We start from the raw sequence: 20,609 nt of genomic DNA, 5'->3' as shown, positions 1-20,609 counted from the left end.
CTGATGGCCTCAGGCCACCGCTTTCTCGGGGACCTCCTGTTCCTGACCGATGCGGTCGAGATATTTCAGGCAGGTCTCGGTCGTCTCGACATCGCCGAACTTGGCGTCGATATCGAACAGGTTCCAGAGTACGGCACCCGGCACCCGGTCTCCAATCGCTTCCTTGACGGCGATCGTGCGAAATCCGTCGGCCAGGCCGTCGCAGATCGTCTCGCGCACACAAGCCGAGGCGGTCACGCCGGTCACCAGAATCGTATCCACCCCCGCGGCGCGCAGGTAACCCGCCAGGTACGTCCCGTGGAACGCGCTGGCGCGCTTTTTGATCAGGGTCAGCTCGCCTTCGATCGGCGCGATGCGCGAATCAATCGCCCAGATGTCGGGGTTGCCCTGGCTGACGACGTCGATCGGGATCTTGTTGTGCCACAAGCCCATGTCGGTGTTCTGGTTGTCGCGATCGGTGATCTCGTAGCAGGTCGTCACGTGCACCACGGGCAAGTTGTACTTGCGAAAGCCCTTGAGCAGCGCCTGCATCGACGGAATGATCTGGTCATCAACGTGTTCGCAAGTAAAAGGGTTGCCCGGACGCGTCCAGGCGTTGGCCAGGTCCACGCTGATCAGCGCCGGGCGCTTGCCAAAGCCCACGCGGCGCTGGAAACCCCGCGACTGGTAACGACGGGTGGCTTCGGCGAAGGCGGCTTCTAGGACTTGTTCAAGATTGTCGGACATGATGTGGCTCCTTTGATGTAGAAAAATATCGTTGGGTCTTGCGTGATCCGCCGCGTAACGAAGGGCGGATGCACAGGTTCAGCTTAGAGAACATCGATTGTTATTTGATATCAATTGAATGATTATTAATGCCATATGATCATCAATCCAATTGATCCATACCTGCTTCCAGGGCGCTGTCGCGCCCACTCGATGGCGTCTTCGGCTTACTGCACCGACAGCCGGGCCCGGGAAGGCTGCGGGGCGCCAACGGGCTGATCCAGCCCGTCCAGCGGACGGCCAGCAGTTTCGGGCAACAACCAGGCCGCAATGAAAGCCAGGCCCGCCAGCGCAGTGATATAGATTGCCGGCGCCAGGATGTTGCCCGTGACGTCGATCAGATAGGTGGCGATGAAGGGGGCCGTGCCACCGAAAAGTGCATAGCTGATGTTGTAGGTCACCGCCGAAGCGGTATAGCGCACCTTCGTGGGAAAGACCTCGCTCAGAAGAACAGCCGTCACCACATTCGCCGTCACGGCGCCGAGCGCAAGCACCAGCTGGGCCACCAGGGCATGACCGAGTGTGCCGCTGGACGCCAGGATATAGGCGGGTACCGACAGTCCGCCCAGGAGGACGACCGACGCGAACATCGTCGCACGTCGCCCAACGCGGTCGCAGATGGGTCCGATCACCGGCGCGATAGCGGCGGCGAAGGTCAAGGCCACCACATTGCTCATCAGCACCCGGTCCGCAGGCATGTGCATGACGGATCTCAGGAACGTCGTCATGTAGGTGGAAAAGATATAGAAGGACACTGCGGTCAGGCTGATATAGCCCCCCAACCGGAGCATGGATTTCCATTGAACCGCCAACGTCTGCCCCAGTGAGGAATGCGGCACTCCCGAGCTTTCGAGCACTTTCTGGAATAGAGGGCTCTCCCGCAGATGGCTGCGGATATAAAACGCCACCAGCCCCAGCGGCGCCGCCACCAGGAATGGCACGCGCCAGCCCCAGGCATTCATTTCCGCTGTGCTCAGGCCGACGGCGAGGAAATACGAGATCAGAGCCGCCAAGGCGAAGGAGGCGAAGGTGGCCGAGGGCATCCAGCTGCTGTAGCGCGACCGCTGATGGTCGGGCGCATGCTCGATCACGTAGGTCACCGCGCCGGCATATTCGCCGCCGGCGGAGAAGCCCTGGACGCACCGCGCCACGGTCAGCAGGACAGCCGCCCAGATGCCGATGGATTCATGGTTCGGAATCAGGCCGATCGCCGCGGTGGCGCAAGACATCAGCAAGACGGTCAGGGCCAGGACACGCTTGCGCCCGATGCGGTCGCCCATCATGCCGAAGAAGGCTCCGCCGATCGGGCGCAGGGCGAAGGCCACCGCAAAAATGGCAAAGGTCTGCAGCAATGCCGTCACCGGATTGCCTTCAGGAAAAAATGCCAGGGCGATGGCGGGCGCCATAAACCCATAGATCGCGAAATCGAACCATTCGATGACGGTCCCGGCGATGGCGGCAACCGTGACCTTGCGCAAGGCAGGGTCCGGCGCCGCGTGCGTTGTACGCTGTGACATGCTTGTCTCCAGATAATCTTGCATCGGGTATCCGATTTGCAAATACCGGATGCGATCTCTTTTTTAGGATTCGGCGGGACCGGATGGCTAGGTCCCTACCGGTTTTTTCGGCCGTGTTCACAGGGTACAAGGGTCTGTGTCAATTGCCGATAAGAACAATATAATCAGGTACGCGACTATTTTTGATGTGAATTGCGTGATGATTAATACTCATCATGGCATTAATCATCCATCACCTTCGGGAAACAGACTCGGATGGCCAAATCCACCGTGGAAACCCTGCCCGCCTTGCGCTTCGACGTACGGCACATCCGGGCGTTCCTGATCGTGGCGGAAGAGCTGCATTTCGGCAAGGCCGCCGAACGTCTTTTCACCAGCCAACCGGCGCTAAGCCGCATGATCCGGGCCCTGGAACAGGGCACGGAAGTGGCCCTGCTGGAACGCTCCACCCGGCGCGTGCGACTCACCTCGGCAGGAGAGGCCTTTGCCGCCGAATGCCGCCTGGCTTACGGCCACCTGCTACGCGCCAAGCCGGCGGCCATGGATGCGGCGGCGGGCCGTGGCGGGCAATTGCGGGTGGGTTACATGGATTTTGCGATCAATGGACGGCTGCCCACGCTGCTGCGCGAATACCGCAGTCTCTATCCCGACGTCAGCGTGGAAATGGAATACAACCCCAGCGCCCGGCAATGTCTCGCCCTGCTCGAAGGCCGCCTGGACGTGGGCTTCGTCATCGGGGAATTCCCCAGCCAGAAGGTGCGCAGCCTCTTGGTGGACCAAAACGAATACGTGGCCCTGCTGCCCGACACGCATCCCCTGAGCGCGCAGGCTTCCCTGCAACTGGCGGACTTGGCCGGCGAGCCTTTCGTGATCGGGACGGAAAGCGCGTTCGGCGCGTTTCGCCGTCTCCTGTTCCCGCTATGCCACAACGCCGATTTCTTCCCCAACATCGTGCAGCAGGCTTCCAACACCAGCGGCATCATGGGCATGATCGCCGCAGGGGTCGGAGTCAGCGTGTATGCCAGCTGCGTACGCAACGCGGTACGCACCGGCGTGGCCGTCAGACCGCTGAGCGATATTGCCGACCGCATCCCCACGTGCGCCATCTGGTCGACCGAGAACCCCTCCGAAACGCTGCGAGGCTTCACGGAATTTCTGGTGGGCCACATCCGCGAACACGGGGTATAAGGACTCACCATCAGTTAACAAATCGAAAACGCAGGCGCGCGCCCACTGGTACTTGGCCCAGGCGATCCAGTTCCCGGCTATGCACGACGGCGATCACGGGATAGCCGCCGGTCAGCGGATGGTCCGCCAGGAACAGCACCGGCTGGCCATTGGCCGGCACCTGGATGGCCCCCGTCACAGTCCCCTCGCTGGGCAGTTCCCGCTTCCGGCGGCGCGGCAGTGGCTCGTGGCCGGACAGCCGCATCCCGACCCGGTTCGATTGCGGCGTGACGAGCCATTCCTGGGACTGCAGCCGCGCCAGCGCCTCGGGTTCGAACCAATCGTCACGCGGCCCCGGAACGACATCCAGCGTCACGACGTCCCCCGGACGAGGATGCGGGCGAACGGATTCGGGATCGACTTTCGACTGCCACATCGGGTCGCCGGCGACCGCTTCCCGCCCCACCACCAGGCGATCGCCGGTGCGTACCGGGTCGGGACCAATGCCGGCCAACACATCGGTCGCACAACTGCCCAGCACGGGCGGCACCGCCCAACCGCCTCGCACGGCCACGTAACATCGGACGCCCGCACGCGGCTGGCCGATACGCAGCACCTGACCGTCCTCCATCGTCAGGGCGCGCCCGCCCGCCGCAGGCAGGCGAACCCCCGAAGCGGTCGTCAAGGCCACGGGCACCTGGGCCCCGGTCACCGCGACGACCGCCCGGCCGTGACAGGCCAGCCGCAATCCACCCAGAGCATTTTCCAGCACAGTCGCATCGGATCGATTGCCCACCAGCCGATTGGCCCGTCGCAGGGCGCCACGATCCAGCGCCCCGGAGCAGGACACACCCATGCCGGTCAGCCCGGGCCGCCCCAGATCCTGGAAGACCGTCTGCAAGCCGGCGCCGAGGACTTCCAGATGCGGCACGGCGGCTGCGAAAGCCCCTGGCACCGCGCCCGGCGACTCTGCAGCCGTGGAGATGCGGGCGGTCACCGCGCACGGCGCAGGCAGGCTGACCACGACTTCCGGCGCACCCAGATCCCGGAACCGCACCCGAAACCCAGGCTGCACCAGGGCCGGTTCGGCGCGGGCCAGATCCCACATGCGCAACGGCGTGATACCCAGCAACTGCCACCCCCCCGGGCTTTCCGCCGGATACACGGCACTGAATTCACCCGCTGCCGCCACGGAGCCGGCCGGAACGCGGGTGCGGGGGCTGGGGCGCCTGGGTAGGCCATGAAAACAGGCGTCGCCCCCCGTCAGGTAGACAAAGCCCGGGGCGAAGCCGGCGAATGCCGCCTGGAAATCATGGGCGGTGTGGCGCTCGATCAGCTCGGCGCGCGACAGGCCCAGCCGGTCGGCGACTTCGTCCAGATCGTCCCCGGTGTAATGCACGGGAATCTCGATGGTTCTGGCAGGAAGGCCTGCCCCGGCGGGGGCGTTCGCCAACACATGCATGCGGCCCCTGGATTCCTGCCAGCAGCGCCGCAGCCATGCCGACACCGCATCAGGGGTCACCACCGACGGCTCAAACTGCGCGAGCAGGGTCCGGGCGGCCGGCACCAGGTCCGTCACCCCGGCGAGTCGCCGGGCACGGGTCACCTGAAAGAGCGCCAGCACGGCATCCAGGCTGCCGAGTTCCGCCAGCAGCGCGGCGTCACCCGCCAACAGGATCCGCGGATGCGCCATCAGACGCCCGGGGTTCCGGCAAACGGCCGCGGCACCACGCCGGCCGATTCGAGACGGGCCCGCACAGCGCGAGCCATAGCCACGGCTCCGGGACTGTCGCCGTGCACGCAGATCGAATCGGCCCGCAGGCGCACCCGCGATCCGTCGATCGCCGTGATCTCGCCGGTCCGCACCCAATCCAGCATCCGGTCCGCGATCCGGTCCGGATCGTGCAGCACGGCCCCCGGTTCGCGCCGCGACACCAACACGCCCTGGGCGGTATAAGCCCGGTCGGCAAAGGCCTCTGCAACGACCCGCAAGCCGCGCTGGCGAGCCCAGTCCAGCAGCGGTGCACCCGCGAGCCCCATCAGGATCAGGTCCGGATCCAGGTCCAGGATCGCGGTGATGACATCGGCCGCCTGCCGCGCATCGTGCGCGATCGTGTTGTACAGAGCACCGTGGGGCTTGACGTAGCGCACCCGGGTGCCGGCGGCGTCGGCCAACCCCCGCAAGGCACCGATCTGATAGATCACGTCGGCAACCAGTTCCCGGCTGGTCGGATCCATGGCACGGCGCCCGAACCCGACCAGATCCCGATACCCCACGTGGGCGCCGACCACGACACCCCGCGCGGCAGCCGCCCGCAAAGTATCCAGGATGCCGGCGGGATCCCCCGCATGAAAGCCGCACGCGACGTTGGCGCTGGTGACGATGTCCAGCATGCTGGCGTCATCCCCCATCCGCCAGGCCCCGAAACTTTCGCCCAGATCACTGTTCAAGTCCATGAGTCTTCCTTATCATTCCAAGACGTTGTGCGGATTGCTCAACAATCCGCACAGGCAAAAAAACACGCTGTTCCAGCCCTGCGGACCAGACGCCCGCGCCATTCTCAGGATTCTCATGCGATCCCGGCATTATCCCAGCACCCCAAGCCCTCTGAGCCTGGCTGACACCGTGGCCGAAAATATCCGCCAGCAACTGATCCACGGTCAATTGCACGCCGGACAGCGCCTGTCCGAAGCCAGTCTGAGCGACCAACTGGCCGTCTCGCGCAACACCCTGCGCGAGGCCTTCCGCATCCTGGTCAAGGAAGGCCTGCTGCATCACGAACCCAACCGGGGCGTGTCGGTGGTGGTACCCAGCATCGCCGACATCATCGACATCTACCGGGTGCGCCGCCTGATCGAATGTCAGGCGCTGGTCCAGGCCTGGCCGCGCCACCCGGCGCACAAACGGCTGATCCAGGCCACCCATGACGCCAGCCGGATGCGCGAGACCGGCGACTGGCTGGGTGTGGGCTCGGCCAACATGGCCTTTCATGCCGGAATCGTGGCGCTGGCCGACAGCGCGCGCCTGTCGGTGATGTTCGCCGACATTGCCGCCGAACTGCGGCTGGCCTTTGGCCTGCTGGACGACCCGGAATACCTGCATGCGCCTTTCGTGGACCAGAACATCCACCTGCTGACATTATTTGAATCCGGCGATACAGCCGCCGCAGCCAAGACGCTGGAAGGCTACCTTATCCAATCAGAGCGCATGGTGCTGTCGGTATACGCCGAACATGTGGACTGAACGGTCACCCGAGCGCGACTTACTGGCACGATATCGACAGACCCGGTCTCTCATCTCAAAAATAGTTCAACAATCACTAGTTAACTGATCAACATTAACAGGCTATATCCACTACAAAATTATTCTTATTGTTGAAAACCCTGATGGCTGATCTGTCGGGATTCCGCTACCTTTCATTCTGGTCATCGCCCGGACCGGATCTGGCCCGTCGTCGCCCAGCACCCGCCGGCAATGCCTCCTCACGCAACGACCTGCCTCCAGGAGACCTCCCGATGAAACGCCGCATTTTCCTTGCCGCCTCCCTGGCCACTGGCTTGAGCCTGGCCCTCAATGCCCACGCCGCCACTCAATGGGATCTGGCCTCGGCCTACCCGGCCTTCAATTTCCACACCCAGAATCTCGAACAGTTCGCCAAGGACGTGAATGCCGCGACCCAGGGCCAGGTGAAGATCACTGTCCATTCCGGGGCATCCCTGTTCAAGATGCCGGAAATCAAGCGCGCTGTGCAGGGCGGCCAGGCGCAGGCCGGCGAATTCTTCATGGTCAGCTTCCAGAACGAATGGCCGCTGTTCGGGCTGGATGGCTTGCCATTCCTCGCCGGCAACTACGAAGATGCCTGGAAGCTCTATCAGGCACAGCGCCCCGCGCTGGAAAAGAAACTCGACCAGCAGAACATGAAACTGCTCTACGCGGTCGCCTGGCCCCCGCAAAGCATCTATAGCAATAAACCGATCAATTCCGTGGCCGACCTGAAAGGCATGAAATGGCGGGTCTACAGCCCCACCACCGCACGCATTGGTGAACTGGTCGGCGCGCAACCCGTCACCATCCAGGAAGCCGAACTGTCCCAGGCCCTGGCCACGGGCGTCATCGAAGGCCTGATCACCTCCAGCGCCACCGGGGCTGACAACAAACTCTACGAAAATCTGAAGTACTTCACCAATGTGCAGGCCTGGATTCCAAAGAACGCGGTCGTGGTCAACAAGCGCGCCTTCGAATCCCTGCCCAAGGCCGAACAGGACGCCGTCCTGAAGGCCGCCGCCGACGCCGAGACCCGGGGCTGGAAGAACTCCCGCCAGGTGGACGCCGACTCCATCGCCAAACTGAAGGCGGGGGGCATGCAGATCGTGGAACCATCCGACCAGCTGCGCGCAGGCCTGGCGAAGGTCGGCGACACGGTCATCCAGGAATGGACGGCCAAGGCCGGGGATGACGGCAAGAAAGTCCTGGAAATCTACCGCGCCAGCCGATAATGCGTCCCTGGCTCGATAAACTCTATGACGCCAGCGCCTGGCTGGCCGGCCTGTGCATGATCGTGGTCCTGATCGCGGTCACCGTGACCATCCTGGGGCGGCTGATGGGCTTTCCCGTGGGGGGGATCGATGCCTACGCCGGCTACGCCATGGCCGGGTCGGGCTTCCTGGCGCTGGCCAGCACCTTGAAAAAAGGCGAACACATCCGTGTCACGCTGGTGCTGGGCATGCTCCGGGGCGCCAGGCGCCGGGCGCTGGAAATTGCCGCCCTGCTGATCGCCGTCCTGTTGGCCGGTTTCCTGGCGTTCTATTCCGCGCGTCTGGTCTGGCAGTCCTGGGCCTTCCAGGACATTTCCACCGGCATCGACGCCACCCCCATGTGGATCCCGCAGCTGTTGATGGCTGCCGGGACCCTGGTCTTCTTTATCGCTTTCCTGGACGAGTTCTGCCTGGAAATCCTGGGCAAGCGCCGCCAGGAGTCCACCGAGGACCTGCATCATGAATGAGATCACCGCCAGCATCGCCCTGATCGTGGTCCTGTTCACTCTGCTGGGCGGCGGCGTCTGGGTGGGCCTGGCCCTGGCGGGCGTCGCCCTGTTCGGCATGGAATTCTTTTCGGCCAGGCCCGCGGGCGACGCCATGGCAATCACGATCTGGGGCAGCTCCAGCAGCTGGACCCTGACCGCCCTGCCCCTGTTCATCTGGATGGGCGAAATCCTGTACCGCACCAATCTGTCCGAAAACCTGTTTCGCGGCCTGGCACCCTGGGTCAACCGCCTGCCCGGGCGCCTGCTGCATACCAACGTGCTGGGCTGCACGATATTTGCCTCGGTCTGCGGCTCGTCGGCCGCAACCTGCGTGACCGTGGGCAAGATGAACCTGCCCGAACTGCGCAAGCGCGGCTATCCCGATGCGCAGATCATCGGCTCGCTGGGCGGTCCGGCCACACTGGGCCTGCTCATCCCACCGTCCATTATCCTGATCGTGTATGGCGTTGCGGCGGAAACTTCCATCGCAAAGCTCTTCATCGCCGGCGTCATCCCCGGCCTGCTGCTGGCGGCGCTTTTCAGCGGCTGGCTCGCCGGCTGGGCGCTGCTGCATCCGTCGCAGGTTCCGGAATCCGCCGGCAACCTGTCCCTGCTCGAAAAACTCCGCGAATCGCGCCAGCTGATTCCGGTTGTGCTGCTGATCCTGGGCGTGATTGTCAGCATCTATTCCGGCGTCGCGACAGCCACGGAATCCGCCGCCATTGGCGTGCTGGGCGCATTTCTGCTGTCGGCCTGGCAGAAATCTCTGACCTGGCAATCCTTCCGCGATTCCCTGCTGGGTGCCTCCCGGCTGTACTGCATGATCGCCCTGATTCTGGCGGGCGCGGCCTTCATGACGCTATCGATGGGTTACATCGGTTTGCCGCGCCAGCTGGCGGAATTCGTCGGCAGCCTGCATCTGTCGCCCGCCATGCTGATCGTCGCCCTGGGTCTGTTCTACATCGTGCTGGGCTGTTTCCTGGATGGCATCTCCACCATCGTACTGACCATGGGGGTGGTGCTGCCCATCATCCAGGCGGCCGGCATCGATCCGATCTGGTTCGGCATCTTCCTGGTCATCACCGTGGAAACGGCGCAGATCACACCCCCCGTCGGCTTCAACCTGTTCGTGCTGCAGAGCATGACAGCCAAGGAAATCACCTACATCGCCCGGGTCTGCGCGCCGTATTTCGGGCTGATGATGTTGCTGCTGGTCGTGTTATGGTTCTTCCCTGGGCTGGCTACCTGGCTGCCGTCACATATGTGATCCACCGACTCCGCACAGAAGACCCATGGGACAATTCGCCATCATCGGCCTGGGGCGCTTCGGCGCCGCCACCGCACTGGAACTCTCCCGTCTCGGGCACTCCGTCCTGGGAATCGATTCCAACAGCCGGCTGGTGGAAAAATACGCCGACCAGATCACGCGCGCAGCCATCGCCGACGCCACCGATCATGACGCACTGGGCGAACTGGGCCTGGGGGATTACGACGTCGTGCTGGTGGCCATCGGCGAGGATATCGAAGCCAGTCTCGTCTGCGTCGTCCAGCTCAAAACCCTGGGCGTGAAAGCCATCTGGGTCAAATCATCGTCACGCGCCCACCACCTGATCCTGGCAAAACTCGGCGTCACCCGCATCATTCACCCCGAGGAAGAAATGGGTGTCCGGATCGCGCAGGTGCTCAGCTACCCGATGGTCAATGACTACATTTCACTGGGTAACGGCGACTTTGTCGTCGAAATCGAAACCAGCGAACCGCTCGACGGCCGCACCCTCGGAGACGTTCTGACCACGAACCCACCAGGGTTGATCCGTGCCTTGCTCATCCGGCGCAAAGGCGAAACGACGCTCAACCCCGAACACACATTCATCCTGCGCCCCCACGACACCCTGATCCTTTATGGTCCTCTGCAGCAGCTCAAGACCGCTGCGCCAAAACTGCGCTGAATGGCCCGCTTTCCCGTCCATCCCGTCCACGCCTACCGTCACCTGAGACATTCCGGCCAGCTGCAGGCAAGCCCACCCGCCGTACTGGCAGGCAGCTTTCTGGCGCTCATTGCGCTGGGGACGATCCTGCTGTCCCTGCCGATTGCGCAGCGCCGCCCCTTCGGGCTGTTCGAAGCCCTGTTCACGGCGACGTCTTCGGTCACGGTAACCGGCATGACCGTCATCGACCCCAGCCAGGACCTGACGTTCTTTGGCCAGGCGGTCATCCTGGCCCTGATCCAGATCGGCGGTGTGGGTTTCATGACCTTTGCCATCATCGCCGCCTTGACCCTGGGCCGGCGCGTCAGCCTGAAATACCAGGCCCTGGCCCTGGAAGCCTTCAACCAGACCAGCGTCCAACGGATCCGGCACACCGCCCTGACGGTACTGAAGTTCTCGGTCGCCATCGAGGCTGCGGCAATCCTGGTCCTGACCCTGTGGTGGTGGCACCCCGAAGGACTGAAGCGCGCCTTCCTGATGGCTGGATTCCATGCGGTTTCCGCCTTCAACAATGCGGGCGTCACCCTCTTTCCGGACAGTCTGGCCGGCCTGACCCGCGATCCGGTATCGATTTTCGTGATCACCGGCTGCATGATCCTGGGCGGTCTGGGCTTCAGCGTCCTGGCCGATCTGTACCACAGCCGGGCCTGGAAAGCCCTCGCCTATTATTCCCGATTGATACTGATCGGCACTGCGTTGCTGAACCTGACCGGACTGCTGGTCTTCTGGTTGATCGAGGCACGCAACCCGGGCACGCTGGGGCCGATGCCGCTCGCCCAGCAAGGCCTGGCGGCCTGGACGCAGGTCGTCAGCAGCCGGACTTCGGGCTTCGCCGCCACGGACGTCGCCCAGCTGCGCGACAGCTCCCGCTTCCTGCTGACCCTTCTGATGTTCATCGGCGGAGGATCGCTATCCACCGCCAGCGGCATCAAGCTCGGGACCTTTCTCGTGCTGCTGGCAACCGTGCGAGCCTACATCCTGCAGCGCAAAGAGGTGGTACTCATGTACCGCACGGTGCCCCAGGAAACCATCCAGAAAGCGCTGGCTCTGCTGGTCGTATCCGGGACACTGGTCTGCCTGGGGATTTTCCTGATGAGCCTGCTCGAGGATCTGCCGTTCATCGATATCGTCACCGAGATCATGTCGGCCTTCAGCACCACGGGGCTCAGCCCGGACCTGACCCGACGGCTCAGCCCGCCTAGCCAGGTCCTGCTGATGGTCCTGATGTTCATCGGGCGCCTGGGTCCCCTGACTCTGGTCTATAGCCTGGGCAAGCAACACCAAAGCCGCGTGCGTCACCCCGAGGCGAGCATCCAGATCGGGTAGACGCTGCATTGCCAACCCGACAGATCCATTCCCAATGGACGCGCTGGAACCCGGCTGAGATAATGGGCGAAAAGCCACGGACGGCGCCACTTTGACACGCACAAGCCGGTTCGGGGGCGTATGACGCCATACACGGGAGTTCGTGCCATGCACTTGCGAATGCCAGTCCTGAAACTCAGCCGGCGAACACGCAGAATTCTGGCGGGCATCACGCTCACACTGCTGGTCCTGGCTGCGCTGTCAGCCTGGCTGGTCCCGAAGGCCGTGCACCACGCACTCACCAAAAACGTCGCCGAACTGCTGGGCCGCCAGGTGGATGTGGGCGAGATCCGCTTCAATCCCTTCACCCTGGCGCTCAGTGCGCAGAACCTCGTCATCGCTCAGCCCCAGTCGGCGCCGCTCCTGAAAATCGACGAGATCGACCTGAGGGTGGCCTGGCGCTCCATCGTGCTGTTCGCACCGGTGCTCGACCGGCTCCGCATCGCTCAGCCCCAGGTGGCCCTATCGCGCCAGGACGCCACGCATTTCAATTTTTCCGACATCGTCGAGCGGTTTGCCAGCACATCGGCCGGGCACCCGGATAACGGAACGCCTGCCTCGACAGGGGTGCCGCGATTTTCCCTGAACAATCTGTCGCTGACCGGTGGCGTCATCAGTCTGGACGATCACGTCACCGGTCGCCAGCAGACGATCGATGACCTGACGCTGGCGATTCCTTCCCTTTCGTCTCTGGGTTTCGCCAGGAAGACGGACGTGCAGCCCACGATGCACATGCGCATCAACGGCAGCCCCTTCGACCTTTCCGGCACGGCACGTCCGTTCGACGCCACCCCGACCTTCAGTCTGGACGCGACGCTCGATGGCCTGGCGCTCGACAAATGGGCCGATTTCTGGCCCATGCCCTTGCCCGTCCAGCTCAAGAGCGCCCAGCTCGATTCCAGGCTGAAAATCCTGCTCGAACTGCCCCCGAACACCGCACCGACCATCCAGGTCCAGGGTGACGCGGGCCTGCGCCAGCTGGATGTGACCGAGTCTTCAGGATCGCCGCTTCTGACCTGGGATGGCCTGAAGGTCGATGGGCTGGCGGCCGACGTGACCGCGCGGACGGTTTCCATCGGTGCCATCACCCTGGAAAAACCGCACGTGGAAGCGCACCGGGACGCGCATCAGCTGAACTGGCAGCGCGTGGCCAATGGCTTCGCCAAATTGGCCGGTCCGGGCCACCCCCCGGAAAAGCCCACCGAACCGACACCCACCCGGACCTCGACCAACCCGGCCAGCGGATCACCCGCCGCACCGGCCACTCCGGCTTCCGCGCAGCCGGAAGCGCCCAGCCCCGCGGCGCCCGGCTGGAAAATCGCCATCGACACCTTCCGGCTGGATGCAGGCCAGGCGCATCTGCATGACGAGCCGATCGGCCTGGATCACACGCTCAATGGCCTGGGCGCCGAGATCCGGCACATCACTCTGCCACAGAACGCCGATCAGCCCATGCTCGCACAGCTGAGCATGGGCAATCAGGCCGACGGCAGTTCACTGCAGGTCCAGGCGCCCATCGTCCTGCAGCCCCTCTCGATCCACGCCCAGGTGCGGCTGGACAAGCTGACGTTGGCACCATTCGCAGCGGCAATCCGCCATTTTGCCCCTGTGACGCTGCAGGATGGCCGCCTCACCCTGGAAGGCAAGGTCGAGGTGGCGGACTCCCGGGTCGAAGCCCGCGACGTGAAACTGGGCCTGCGGCAGTTCGCCGCACGCGACGACTCCGTCAAACCGAGTGTGCCGTTATCCATCGGCACACTGGATCTGGTCGCCGACCGTCTGGCCCTGGACGCCAAACCGACGAACTTCACCCTGCAGGCCAACGGCGTCCAAAAGCATGGCACGCTCGCGCTCAAGGGCTCCCTGACTGTGCAGCCGCTGTCGCTGAAGACCTCGGTCGATCTGGGCAAGTTCGACGCAGCCTCCCTGGCACCCTATTTCGCCTCCCGTCTGAACGCGACGGTTCGCAGCCTGTCCCTGGGTGCGCACGGCAACGCCGCAGTCACGCTGGCGCAGAACAAACCCATACAGGCGGACTGGCGCGGCGCGATTCAGGTCAACGATTTCGACTTCCAGGACCGCGTCAACAAGGCGCCATTCCTCAACTGGAAACACTTGGGCCTCAATGACATGCAGGTCTCGATGTCGGGATCGCGGCTCGTCCTGGGACTGGGTCACATCCTGCTGGACAATTTCTACGGCAATATCCTGCTCAGCAGCAACGCCCGCCTGAACGTCATGGACGTCCTGGTGGACAAGGGCCAGGCCGCCGGATCCATCACGCAGAACACGCAGACCCGCCGGGGCCACGAGGGTAAACAGGGGAAATCCGCTGTCCGGCAGGTCAGCGCCGGACCCGACATCTCGATCGCCAGCATCACGCTCCGGCGTGGCCGCGTGACGTTCAACGACCATTTCGTCCGGCCCAATTACCGCGCCGAGCTGTCATCCATCGACGGCACCCTGACCGCCGTCTCCTCGACCCGGCCCACGCCGGCCAAGGTCCGCGTCTCGGGCCGCGTGTATGGTACGGCCCCCTTGACGATCTCGGGCACGGTGCAGCCCTTCTCGCGCTACCTGGCGCTGGATCTCAAGGCATCCGCCAAAGGCGTGGACCTGCCCCGTTTCACCACGTATTCGTCCAAATACGTCGGCTACGCGATTGAACGCGGCAAGCTGTCGGTCGATCTGCAGTACCAGATCAAGAACCGGGCCTTGCAGGCCAGCAACAAGGTCCTGCTCAACCAGCTCACCTTCGGCAAGCCATCCGGCAGTCCCGACGCGATCAAACTTCCGGTGCTGCTGGCCGTCGCCCTGCTGAAGGACTCCAGCGGCAACATCGACATCAACCTGCCGATCTCCGGATCGCTGGACGACCCGCAGTTCTCGGTCGGCGGCATCATCGTAAGGGTCATCCTGAACACGCTGGCCAAGGCGGTCACCGCGCCCTTCAAGTTGCTGGCCTCCGCCTTTGGCGGCGGCAGCGAAGACCTGTCGCGCGTCGACTTCGCACCGGGCAGCGCCACGCTGGATGACACGGCCAAGTCCAACATCGCCACCCTGGTCAAGGCGCTATCCGACCGCCCCTCGCTGAAAATGGACATCATCGGGCGTGCCGACCCGCAAGCCGACGAGGAAGGCCTGCGCCAAGCCTGGGTGGACGATCAGATGCGCGCGGCCAAGGCGCGGGACACCTCCGGCCGCGGCAAAAAAACGGATCCGGGAAGCGTCTCGCTAACCGATGCCGACCGCGCCAAATACCTGGAAAAGGTCTACAGCAACACCAAGATCAAGGACAAGCCGCGCAACGCCATAGGTTTCGCCAAATCGCTGCCGCCCGAACAGATGAACACCCTGCTGCTGGCGGCGGCTCCTGTGGGCAAACAGGCCCTGGACGCACTCGCCGAGGCACGCGCTCAGGCCGTATACGAACAGCTTTTGACGACCGCCCAGGACCTGACCGACCGGATCTTCATCGTGGCGCCCAAGATCGGCGCGGCGGACGCCAATGACGGCGGTTCAGCGACGAGCGTGGACTTTGCCCTGCATTAGCCAGCCAGGACGGGCGCATCGCTTCCGTTACGGTTTCGCTGCGGGCGGCTGGATCTTGTCGGCATATTTGACCAGGATGTCACCCATCGCCCGCATCATTTCGCCGCGCATCTGCATCATCGTCTTGGGATCCAGGCCCGCACCGTCCATGGCCGGGCACGCATTCATCATGCCGCCGCCCATCATGCCACCCCGCATCCACTGACCGCTTCTCATGCCGCCTTGCTGGCCGTCCATCATGCCCCACGAGCCGCCCCCCCGCATCATCGGAGGAACGCCACTGCCGGCCTGCCCCTGCTGCATCATGCCGGGGCCACCGGCCTGGGCCGGGGCATCTGTCGCAGCGACACTGGGCGCACCTGCGCCGATCGCCAGCGCGGCAAAGGACGCAATCACAATCATCTTGGTATTCATCGATAGCTCCTGGTTATCAAACAAAGCCTGCAAACGACCTTCACTGCTTGAAAATATATCGGATGAGCACGATCACCGCGAGAACAAGCATGACAATACTGAACCCATTTTGCTCGCTGCGCACGCCTTACAGTAGTGTCATCAAACGGCACGCCAATGCCAACCCGGCCGGGCAACCGATTCCACCCACCTGACGGAGAAACGCATGACAAAGACCAAGAAGGACAAGGCAATTCGTACCGACGTCGCGCAACCCCGTCGGCACGAGGACGATGCCGCCGCTGCTCAGGCACTCGGCCGGGACGAATACGAGGCTCAGTTGCGCCTGCTGCAAATCGAACTTGTGAAGCTGCAGCGTCACTTCATCGAGTGCCATGACCGTATCCTCATCCTCCTCGAAGGCCGCGACGCAGCGGGCAAGGATGGCAGCATCAAGCGCATCGTCGAGAACCTCAGCCCTCGCGAGACCCGCGTCGTGGCACTGGGCAAACCGTCCGACCGCGAGCGCAGTGCCTGGTACTTCCAGCGCTACGTGCCGCACCTGCCGGTGGCTGAGGAACTCGTGCTGTTCAACCGCAGTTGGTACAACCGCGCGGGAGTCGAACACGTGATGGGTTTCTGTACGCCCGACGAGCACGAGGAATTCATGCAGTCGGTCCCCAGCTTCGAGGCGATGCTCGTCGGCTCGGGCATCAAGCTGCTCAAGTATTATCTGGACATCGGCAAGGATGAACAGATCAAGCGCCTGCGCGATCGGCGTCGCGACCCGCTGAAACAGTGGAAATCGAGCCCGATCGACGCCGTCGCTGTGAAGCACTGGAGGGCCTACTCGCAAGCACGGGACGAGATGCTGATGCGCACGCACAACGCGGTGGCCCCCTGGCACGTCGTGCGCGCCGACGACAAACGACTTGCACGGCTCAACCTGATGCGCGACATCCTGTCGCGACTGCACTACGCGGGCAAGAAGAACAAGCTTGTGCGTCCCGATCCCGACATCGTGTTCGAGTTCTCGCCGGACCGCCTCAAGGCGGGCCGCCTGGCCCCTTGACAACCGAAGCACATACCCGTACGGGTCTGGACGGCCACCACCTGGCGCTCACGGGCTCTTACGACCTGATCATCCTGGACGTGATGCTGCCCGACGTCGATGGCTGGCACATCGTGCGGGCCCTGCGCGAAGCGAAATCGGCCGTGCCCGTCCTCTTTCTGACCGCAAGAGACAGCGTGGAGGACCGCGTCAAAGGACTGGAACTGGGCGCGGACGACTATCTGGTCAAGCCGTTTGCCTTCTCGGAACTGCTGGCGCGCGTGCGCACCCTGCTGCGACGCGGCAACGCCCCGAGCCTGGGCCATCAACTGCACGTCGCGGACCTGGTTCTCGACATCCCACGCCGCCGCGTTCAACGCCAAGACAAACGCATCAGCCTGACCAACAAGGAATTCGCACTGCTGGAGCTTCTGGTGCGCCGCCAGGGCGAGGTGCTGCCCCGTTCGCTCATTGCATCGCAGATCTGGGACATGAACTTCGACAGCGACACGAACGTCATCGACGTCGCCATCCGGCGGCTTCGAGCCAAAATCGACGATGATTTCGAGCCCAAGCTCATCCACACGATCCGTGGCATGGGATACATGCTCGACGCGATGGCGCCGGAATGAGCCTGGACAGGCGCCCTGCGTCCCTCGCAGTACGGCTGACCGTCTCCATCGGGGTGGTCATCACCATCGTGCTGCTGGCGTTTGGATGGATCGTCCAACGATCCATCAACAACCACTTCGTCCAGCAGGACGTCGATGAACTCAACATCGTCGTCCAGGCTCTAAAACACACCCTTGCCACGCTGCCGCCCGGCATCCCGCCAGATGCGCTGCAACAGCGGCTGGCCAGCGCGGTATCCGGCCACCACAATACCCAGTTTCAGATATCCACGGTGGATGGGCGCCTGCTCTATGCAACGCCAGACGCCGACCTGAGCGGATTCGCGAAGATCGCCCAGCCCGTCGGGCAGATCACCGCAAACAATGCAAGTCTCTGGGCCGCGGGTGCCGAAACCTTACGGGCAGCCTCGGTTCTGATCGCCCCTCAAACCGAGCCTGGCGCGGAGCCACTGATCGTGACCATCGCCACCAGTATCGACTTCCATCTGCACTATCTGCAGCGTTTCCACACCTATCTCTGGATCCTCACCGCCGTTGCCTGCCTGGTCGCGATTCTGGCGACATGGATCGCGGTCTACCAGGGGCACGCCCCCATTCGGCGCATCAGCTGGAAAATCCGGAAAATCAGGACGGACCAGTTGCACGTCCGCCTGGAACTGCGGACGGTACCGGCCGAACTGGTGGAACTGGTTTCCGCCTTCAATGACATGATCGGGCGACTGGAAGCACTCATCCAACGCCTGTCGGATTTTTCGGGCGACATTGCCCACGAATTGCGCACACCGATCACGAACCTGAAGACTCAGACGGAAGTCGCACTCTCTCAGCCGCGCGACATCGAGCAATATCGCGAGATCCTCTACTCGAATCTCGAAGAATACGAGCGCATGGCAAAGATGGTCGGCGATATGCTGTTTCTGGCCCAGGCCGACAACAAACTGCTGAAACCCGAGCTGGTCACCATCGACCTTGCCACCGAGATCCAGATCCTCTTCGACTATTTCGGCGCCTGGGCGGAAGAACGCGGAGTCGGCCTGGAAATGACCGGAGATCCGGCATGCACCCTCGGCGACACCCTGATGATCCGTCGCGCCTTAAGCAATTTGCTATCCAACGCCATTCGATACACCCCCCCGGCGCACCGCGTCACTGTCGGCATTTCGTCGACAAAGAATGTCGTCACGGTGCGGATCTCAAACCCCGGTATCGCCATCCCCACAGAGCACCTGCCGCGCATTTTCGACCGGTTCTACCGCGTCGATGCGTCACGGCAGCATAAAGGCGAAGGGGCGGGCCTGGGGTTGGCCATCGCAAAATCGGTCATCGAAGCCCATGGCGGCACGATCGGCGTCCAATCGACCCCTGAAGCCACGGTATTTGAATTGTCCGTCCCGCTCGTGCCCTGCGACCCCTCAAGGTAGCCACCACCGGTCCGGTTTATGCTAAATTAGAAAAATCTAAATTAGCCTTTACTAAATGATGATCTATCTCGTCACCCGCCCCCTGCGGAAACCGGGGCGGAGGACGGTTCAGAGCGCAAGCGGGGAAGGAGACATCCATGAGTAGCATCGTCATACTGGGCACCGGCATCGGCGGCATGTCGGCTGCATATGAAATACGCGACACCCTGGGCAAGGACCATACGGTGACAGTCGTCGGTGAGGGATCTCATTTCAACTTCACGCCGTCGAATCCCTGGGTAGCGGTCGGCTGGCGGGCGCTCGACGACATCCGGGTGGATGTCACCCAGCCGTTGGCGGGACGCGGAATCGAATTCATCAATTCCCAGGCGACCCGGGTATCTCCGGAAAACAACCAGGTCACCCTCAGCGACGGCCGCACCCTGGACTACGACTATCTGGTCATCGCAACCGGGCCGCGCCTGGCATTCGAGCGGATAGCCGGCAGCGCTCCCGACAGCCGGGCCGTGCAATCGGTCTGCACAGGGCCGCACGCGCATCAAGCCTGGCTGGCCTATCAGGAATTTCTGAAACATCCAGGGCCGGTGGTCGTAGGGGCGGTCCAGCAGGCCAGCTGCTTCGGACCGGCATACGAATACGCCATGATTCTCGACACCGATCTCCGGCGCCGCAAAATCCGCCATCTGGTGCCGATGACCTTCGTGACATCCGAACCGTACATCGGTCACATGGGCCTTGGCGGCGTCGGCGACTCAAAAGCATTGCTCGAATCCGAGCTGCGCAAGCGCCACATCAAATGGGTTACGAACGCGCGGGTGACCTCTGTGGAACCGGGCATCATCCACGCCGAGGAAATCGACGAGCACGGCACGGTTCATCAAAAGCACGACTTGCCGTTCAGCTATTCGATGCTGCTGCCGTCCTTTGCCGGAGTCGATGCCGTCAAAGGCATCGAGGGTCTGGTCAATCCGGGGGGATTCGTGCTGATCGACGCCCACCAGCGCAACCCCGCCTTTCCCAATATCTACGCCGCCGGCGTCTGCGTCGCGATACCGCCGCTGGAGGCGACCCCCGTACCCATCGGCGTGCCGAAGACGGGACTGATGATCGAGTCCATGGTCAGCGCCATCGCACAGAATCTGCGCGACACCATCGCCGGCAAGCCGGTGCACGCCCGAGCCACCTGGAACGCGGTCTGCCTGGCTGACATGGGCGACACGGGTTTCGCCTTCATCGCCCTGCCACAGATCCCGCCACGCAATGTCACCAAGACCATGACAGGAAAGTGGGTCCATCAGGCCAAGGAGATCTACGAGAAATACTTCCTGCGAAAGATCCGCAAGGGCCAGGGGGAACCCATCTACGAGAAATACATCATGCGAGCACTCGGCATCGAACGCCTGACCCCCGAAGACGCGGATCAGCCAGACCAACAACACCGTTAAAAACCGCGGACAGGGCCCTTCGGGGCCCACCGCCACACCAAGTACCTTCCTGGAGAATCCTTATGACAATCGAACGCGCAGTCATGGCCTTTGCAGGCGCCGTGATCCTGATCAGCCTGGCGCTGGGCCATTACGTATCGCCCTATTGGTTCTGGCTGACGGCCTTCGTCGGCCTGAATCTGTTCCAGTCGGCCTTCACCGGGTTCTGCCCACTGGCCAAAATCCTGAAAAAAATCGGCCTGAAACCGGGCTGCGCATTTCCATCCTGACATTTCAGGCGCGGATATCC

At 63.1% G+C, this 20,609-nt stretch carries 17 protein-coding genes and 1 pseudogene; 13 read left to right on the top strand and 5 right to left on the bottom strand.

The genetic code is table 11. The annotated features are described in order from the left end of the window. Positions 1-9: 9 nt before the first annotated feature. Both ABCV34_RS01530 and ABCV34_RS01525 read right to left on the bottom strand, forming a co-directional pair. Positions 10-726 carry an isochorismatase family protein gene (locus ABCV34_RS01530; protein WP_345797500.1) on the bottom strand — a complete coding sequence of 239 codons (717 nt, stop codon included), beginning with the start codon at positions 724-726 and terminating at the stop codon, positions 10-12. A 206-nt stretch (positions 727-932) separates the two neighbouring features. Beyond that, on the bottom strand, positions 933-2,282 hold the full coding sequence (locus ABCV34_RS01525) for an MFS transporter (protein ID WP_345797499.1): 1,350 nt from the start codon (positions 2,280-2,282) through the stop codon (positions 933-935). Positions 2,283-2,537: 255 nt separating this feature from the next. On the opposite strand from ABCV34_RS01525, the gene ABCV34_RS01520 reads away from it, so the two are divergent. Next, entirely contained in the window at positions 2,538-3,470 is a 933-nt protein-coding gene (locus ABCV34_RS01520) for a LysR family transcriptional regulator (protein WP_345797498.1), read from the top strand. Positions 3,471-3,480: 10 nt separating this feature from the next. Here ABCV34_RS01520 and ABCV34_RS01515 read toward each other — a convergent pair whose 3' ends face one another. Continuing rightward, positions 3,481-5,142 (bottom strand): urea amidolyase family protein, encoded by a 1,662-nt coding sequence (locus ABCV34_RS01515; protein ID WP_345797497.1) that lies wholly within the window; start codon positions 5,140-5,142, stop codon positions 3,481-3,483. Then, positions 5,142-5,906: a 5-oxoprolinase subunit PxpA gene (locus ABCV34_RS01510; protein WP_345797496.1), complete on the bottom strand. Its 765-nt coding sequence runs from the start codon at positions 5,904-5,906 to the stop codon at positions 5,142-5,144. The genes ABCV34_RS01515 and ABCV34_RS01510 overlap by 1 nt, the downstream gene beginning before the upstream one ends. Before the next feature lie 115 nt (positions 5,907-6,021). On the opposite strand from ABCV34_RS01510, the gene ABCV34_RS01505 reads away from it, so the two are divergent. The 7 genes from ABCV34_RS01505 (at position 6,022) to ABCV34_RS01475 (ending at position 15,378) form a co-directional block, all read left to right on the top strand. Then, on the top strand, positions 6,022-6,693 hold the full coding sequence (locus ABCV34_RS01505) for a GntR family transcriptional regulator (protein ID WP_345797495.1): 672 nt from the start codon (positions 6,022-6,024) through the stop codon (positions 6,691-6,693). A 272-nt stretch (positions 6,694-6,965) separates the two neighbouring features. After that, positions 6,966-7,946 (top strand): TRAP transporter substrate-binding protein, encoded by a 981-nt coding sequence (locus ABCV34_RS01500; RefSeq protein ID WP_345797494.1) that lies wholly within the window; start codon positions 6,966-6,968, stop codon positions 7,944-7,946. Then, positions 7,946-8,452 (top strand): TRAP transporter small permease, encoded by a 507-nt coding sequence (locus ABCV34_RS01495; RefSeq protein WP_345797493.1) that lies wholly within the window; start codon positions 7,946-7,948, stop codon positions 8,450-8,452. The genes ABCV34_RS01500 and ABCV34_RS01495 overlap by 1 nt, the downstream gene beginning before the upstream one ends. Continuing rightward, the gene (locus tag ABCV34_RS01490; protein WP_345797492.1) at positions 8,445-9,740 is read left to right on the top strand and encodes a TRAP transporter large permease subunit; all 1,296 of its coding nucleotides are present in this window, start codon (positions 8,445-8,447) and stop codon (positions 9,738-9,740) included. Before ABCV34_RS01495 ends, ABCV34_RS01490 begins: the two co-directional genes overlap by 8 nt. Positions 9,741-9,765: 25 nt before the next feature. Then, on the top strand, positions 9,766-10,422 hold the full coding sequence (locus ABCV34_RS01485) for a TrkA family potassium uptake protein (protein ID WP_345797491.1): 657 nt from the start codon (positions 9,766-9,768) through the stop codon (positions 10,420-10,422). Beyond that, positions 10,423-11,787: a potassium transporter TrkG gene (locus tag ABCV34_RS01480; RefSeq protein WP_345797490.1), complete on the top strand. Its 1,365-nt coding sequence runs from the start codon at positions 10,423-10,425 to the stop codon at positions 11,785-11,787. It abuts the gene before it with no gap. Between the two features lie 147 nt (positions 11,788-11,934). Beyond that, positions 11,935-15,378, top strand: coding sequence for a DUF748 domain-containing protein (locus ABCV34_RS01475; RefSeq protein WP_345797488.1), 3,444 nt, complete (start codon positions 11,935-11,937; stop codon positions 15,376-15,378). A gap of 27 nt (positions 15,379-15,405) precedes the next feature. On the opposite strand, the gene ABCV34_RS01470 is transcribed toward ABCV34_RS01475, so the two are convergent. Next, positions 15,406-15,792, bottom strand: coding sequence for a hypothetical protein (locus tag ABCV34_RS01470; protein WP_345797487.1), 387 nt, complete (start codon positions 15,790-15,792; stop codon positions 15,406-15,408). 205 nt (positions 15,793-15,997) lie between these two features. On the opposite strand from ABCV34_RS01470, the gene ppk2 reads away from it, so the two are divergent. The 5 genes and pseudogenes from ppk2 (at position 15,998) to ABCV34_RS01445 (ending at position 20,589) form a co-directional block, all read left to right on the top strand. Next, the gene (gene ppk2 / locus ABCV34_RS01465; RefSeq protein ID WP_345797485.1) at positions 15,998-16,843 is read left to right on the top strand and encodes a polyphosphate kinase 2; all 846 of its coding nucleotides are present in this window, start codon (positions 15,998-16,000) and stop codon (positions 16,841-16,843) included. Between the two features lie 17 nt (positions 16,844-16,860). Continuing rightward, positions 16,861-17,454: pseudogene (locus ABCV34_RS01460) on the top strand (heavy metal response regulator transcription factor); the annotation flags it as partial. Next, the gene (locus tag ABCV34_RS01455) at positions 17,451-18,875 is read left to right on the top strand and encodes a Cu(+)/Ag(+) sensor histidine kinase (RefSeq protein ID WP_345797484.1); all 1,425 of its coding nucleotides are present in this window, start codon (positions 17,451-17,453) and stop codon (positions 18,873-18,875) included. The pseudogene ABCV34_RS01460 and the gene ABCV34_RS01455, both read left to right, overlap by 4 nt. Positions 18,876-19,012: 137 nt before the next feature. Continuing rightward, on the top strand, positions 19,013-20,320 hold the full coding sequence (locus ABCV34_RS01450; protein ID WP_345797483.1) for an FAD/NAD(P)-binding oxidoreductase: 1,308 nt from the start codon (positions 19,013-19,015) through the stop codon (positions 20,318-20,320). Between the two features lie 62 nt (positions 20,321-20,382). Continuing rightward, on the top strand, positions 20,383-20,589 hold the full coding sequence (locus ABCV34_RS01445) for a DUF2892 domain-containing protein (protein WP_345797482.1): 207 nt from the start codon (positions 20,383-20,385) through the stop codon (positions 20,587-20,589). The last annotated feature ends 20 nt before the right edge of the window (positions 20,590-20,609 follow it).

Source organism: Castellaniella sp. MT123 (assembly GCF_039614765.1).
Classification (GTDB): domain Bacteria; phylum Pseudomonadota; class Gammaproteobacteria; order Burkholderiales; family Burkholderiaceae_B; genus Castellaniella.
This window is presented reverse-complemented; position numbering and strand designations above follow the sequence as displayed.

Coding starts and splice junctions, on each gene's coding strand:
- ABCV34_RS01525 (WP_345797499.1), bottom strand. CDS start 2,282: ATGTCACAGCGTACAACGCACGCGGCGCCGGACCCTGCCTTGCGCAAG.
- ABCV34_RS01495 (WP_345797493.1), top strand. CDS start 7,946: ATGCGTCCCTGGCTCGATAAACTCTATGACGCCAGCGCCTGGCTGGCC.
- ABCV34_RS01455 (WP_345797484.1), top strand. CDS start 17,451: ATGAGCCTGGACAGGCGCCCTGCGTCCCTCGCAGTACGGCTGACCGTC.
- ABCV34_RS01470 (WP_345797487.1), bottom strand. CDS start 15,792: ATGAATACCAAGATGATTGTGATTGCGTCCTTTGCCGCGCTGGCGATC.
- ppk2 (WP_345797485.1), top strand. CDS start 15,998: ATGACAAAGACCAAGAAGGACAAGGCAATTCGTACCGACGTCGCGCAA.
- ABCV34_RS01450 (WP_345797483.1), top strand. CDS start 19,013: ATGAGTAGCATCGTCATACTGGGCACCGGCATCGGCGGCATGTCGGCT.
- ABCV34_RS01445 (WP_345797482.1), top strand. CDS start 20,383: ATGACAATCGAACGCGCAGTCATGGCCTTTGCAGGCGCCGTGATCCTG.
- ABCV34_RS01480 (WP_345797490.1), top strand. CDS start 10,423: ATGGCCCGCTTTCCCGTCCATCCCGTCCACGCCTACCGTCACCTGAGA.
- ABCV34_RS01490 (WP_345797492.1), top strand. CDS start 8,445: ATGAATGAGATCACCGCCAGCATCGCCCTGATCGTGGTCCTGTTCACT.
- ABCV34_RS01505 (WP_345797495.1), top strand. CDS start 6,022: ATGCGATCCCGGCATTATCCCAGCACCCCAAGCCCTCTGAGCCTGGCT.
- ABCV34_RS01510 (WP_345797496.1), bottom strand. CDS start 5,906: ATGGACTTGAACAGTGATCTGGGCGAAAGTTTCGGGGCCTGGCGGATG.
- ABCV34_RS01515 (WP_345797497.1), bottom strand. CDS start 5,142: ATGGCGCATCCGCGGATCCTGTTGGCGGGTGACGCCGCGCTGCTGGCG.
- ABCV34_RS01475 (WP_345797488.1), top strand. CDS start 11,935: ATGCACTTGCGAATGCCAGTCCTGAAACTCAGCCGGCGAACACGCAGA.
- ABCV34_RS01485 (WP_345797491.1), top strand. CDS start 9,766: ATGGGACAATTCGCCATCATCGGCCTGGGGCGCTTCGGCGCCGCCACC.
- ABCV34_RS01520 (WP_345797498.1), top strand. CDS start 2,538: ATGGCCAAATCCACCGTGGAAACCCTGCCCGCCTTGCGCTTCGACGTA.
- ABCV34_RS01500 (WP_345797494.1), top strand. CDS start 6,966: ATGAAACGCCGCATTTTCCTTGCCGCCTCCCTGGCCACTGGCTTGAGC.
- ABCV34_RS01530 (WP_345797500.1), bottom strand. CDS start 726: ATGTCCGACAATCTTGAACAAGTCCTAGAAGCCGCCTTCGCCGAAGCC.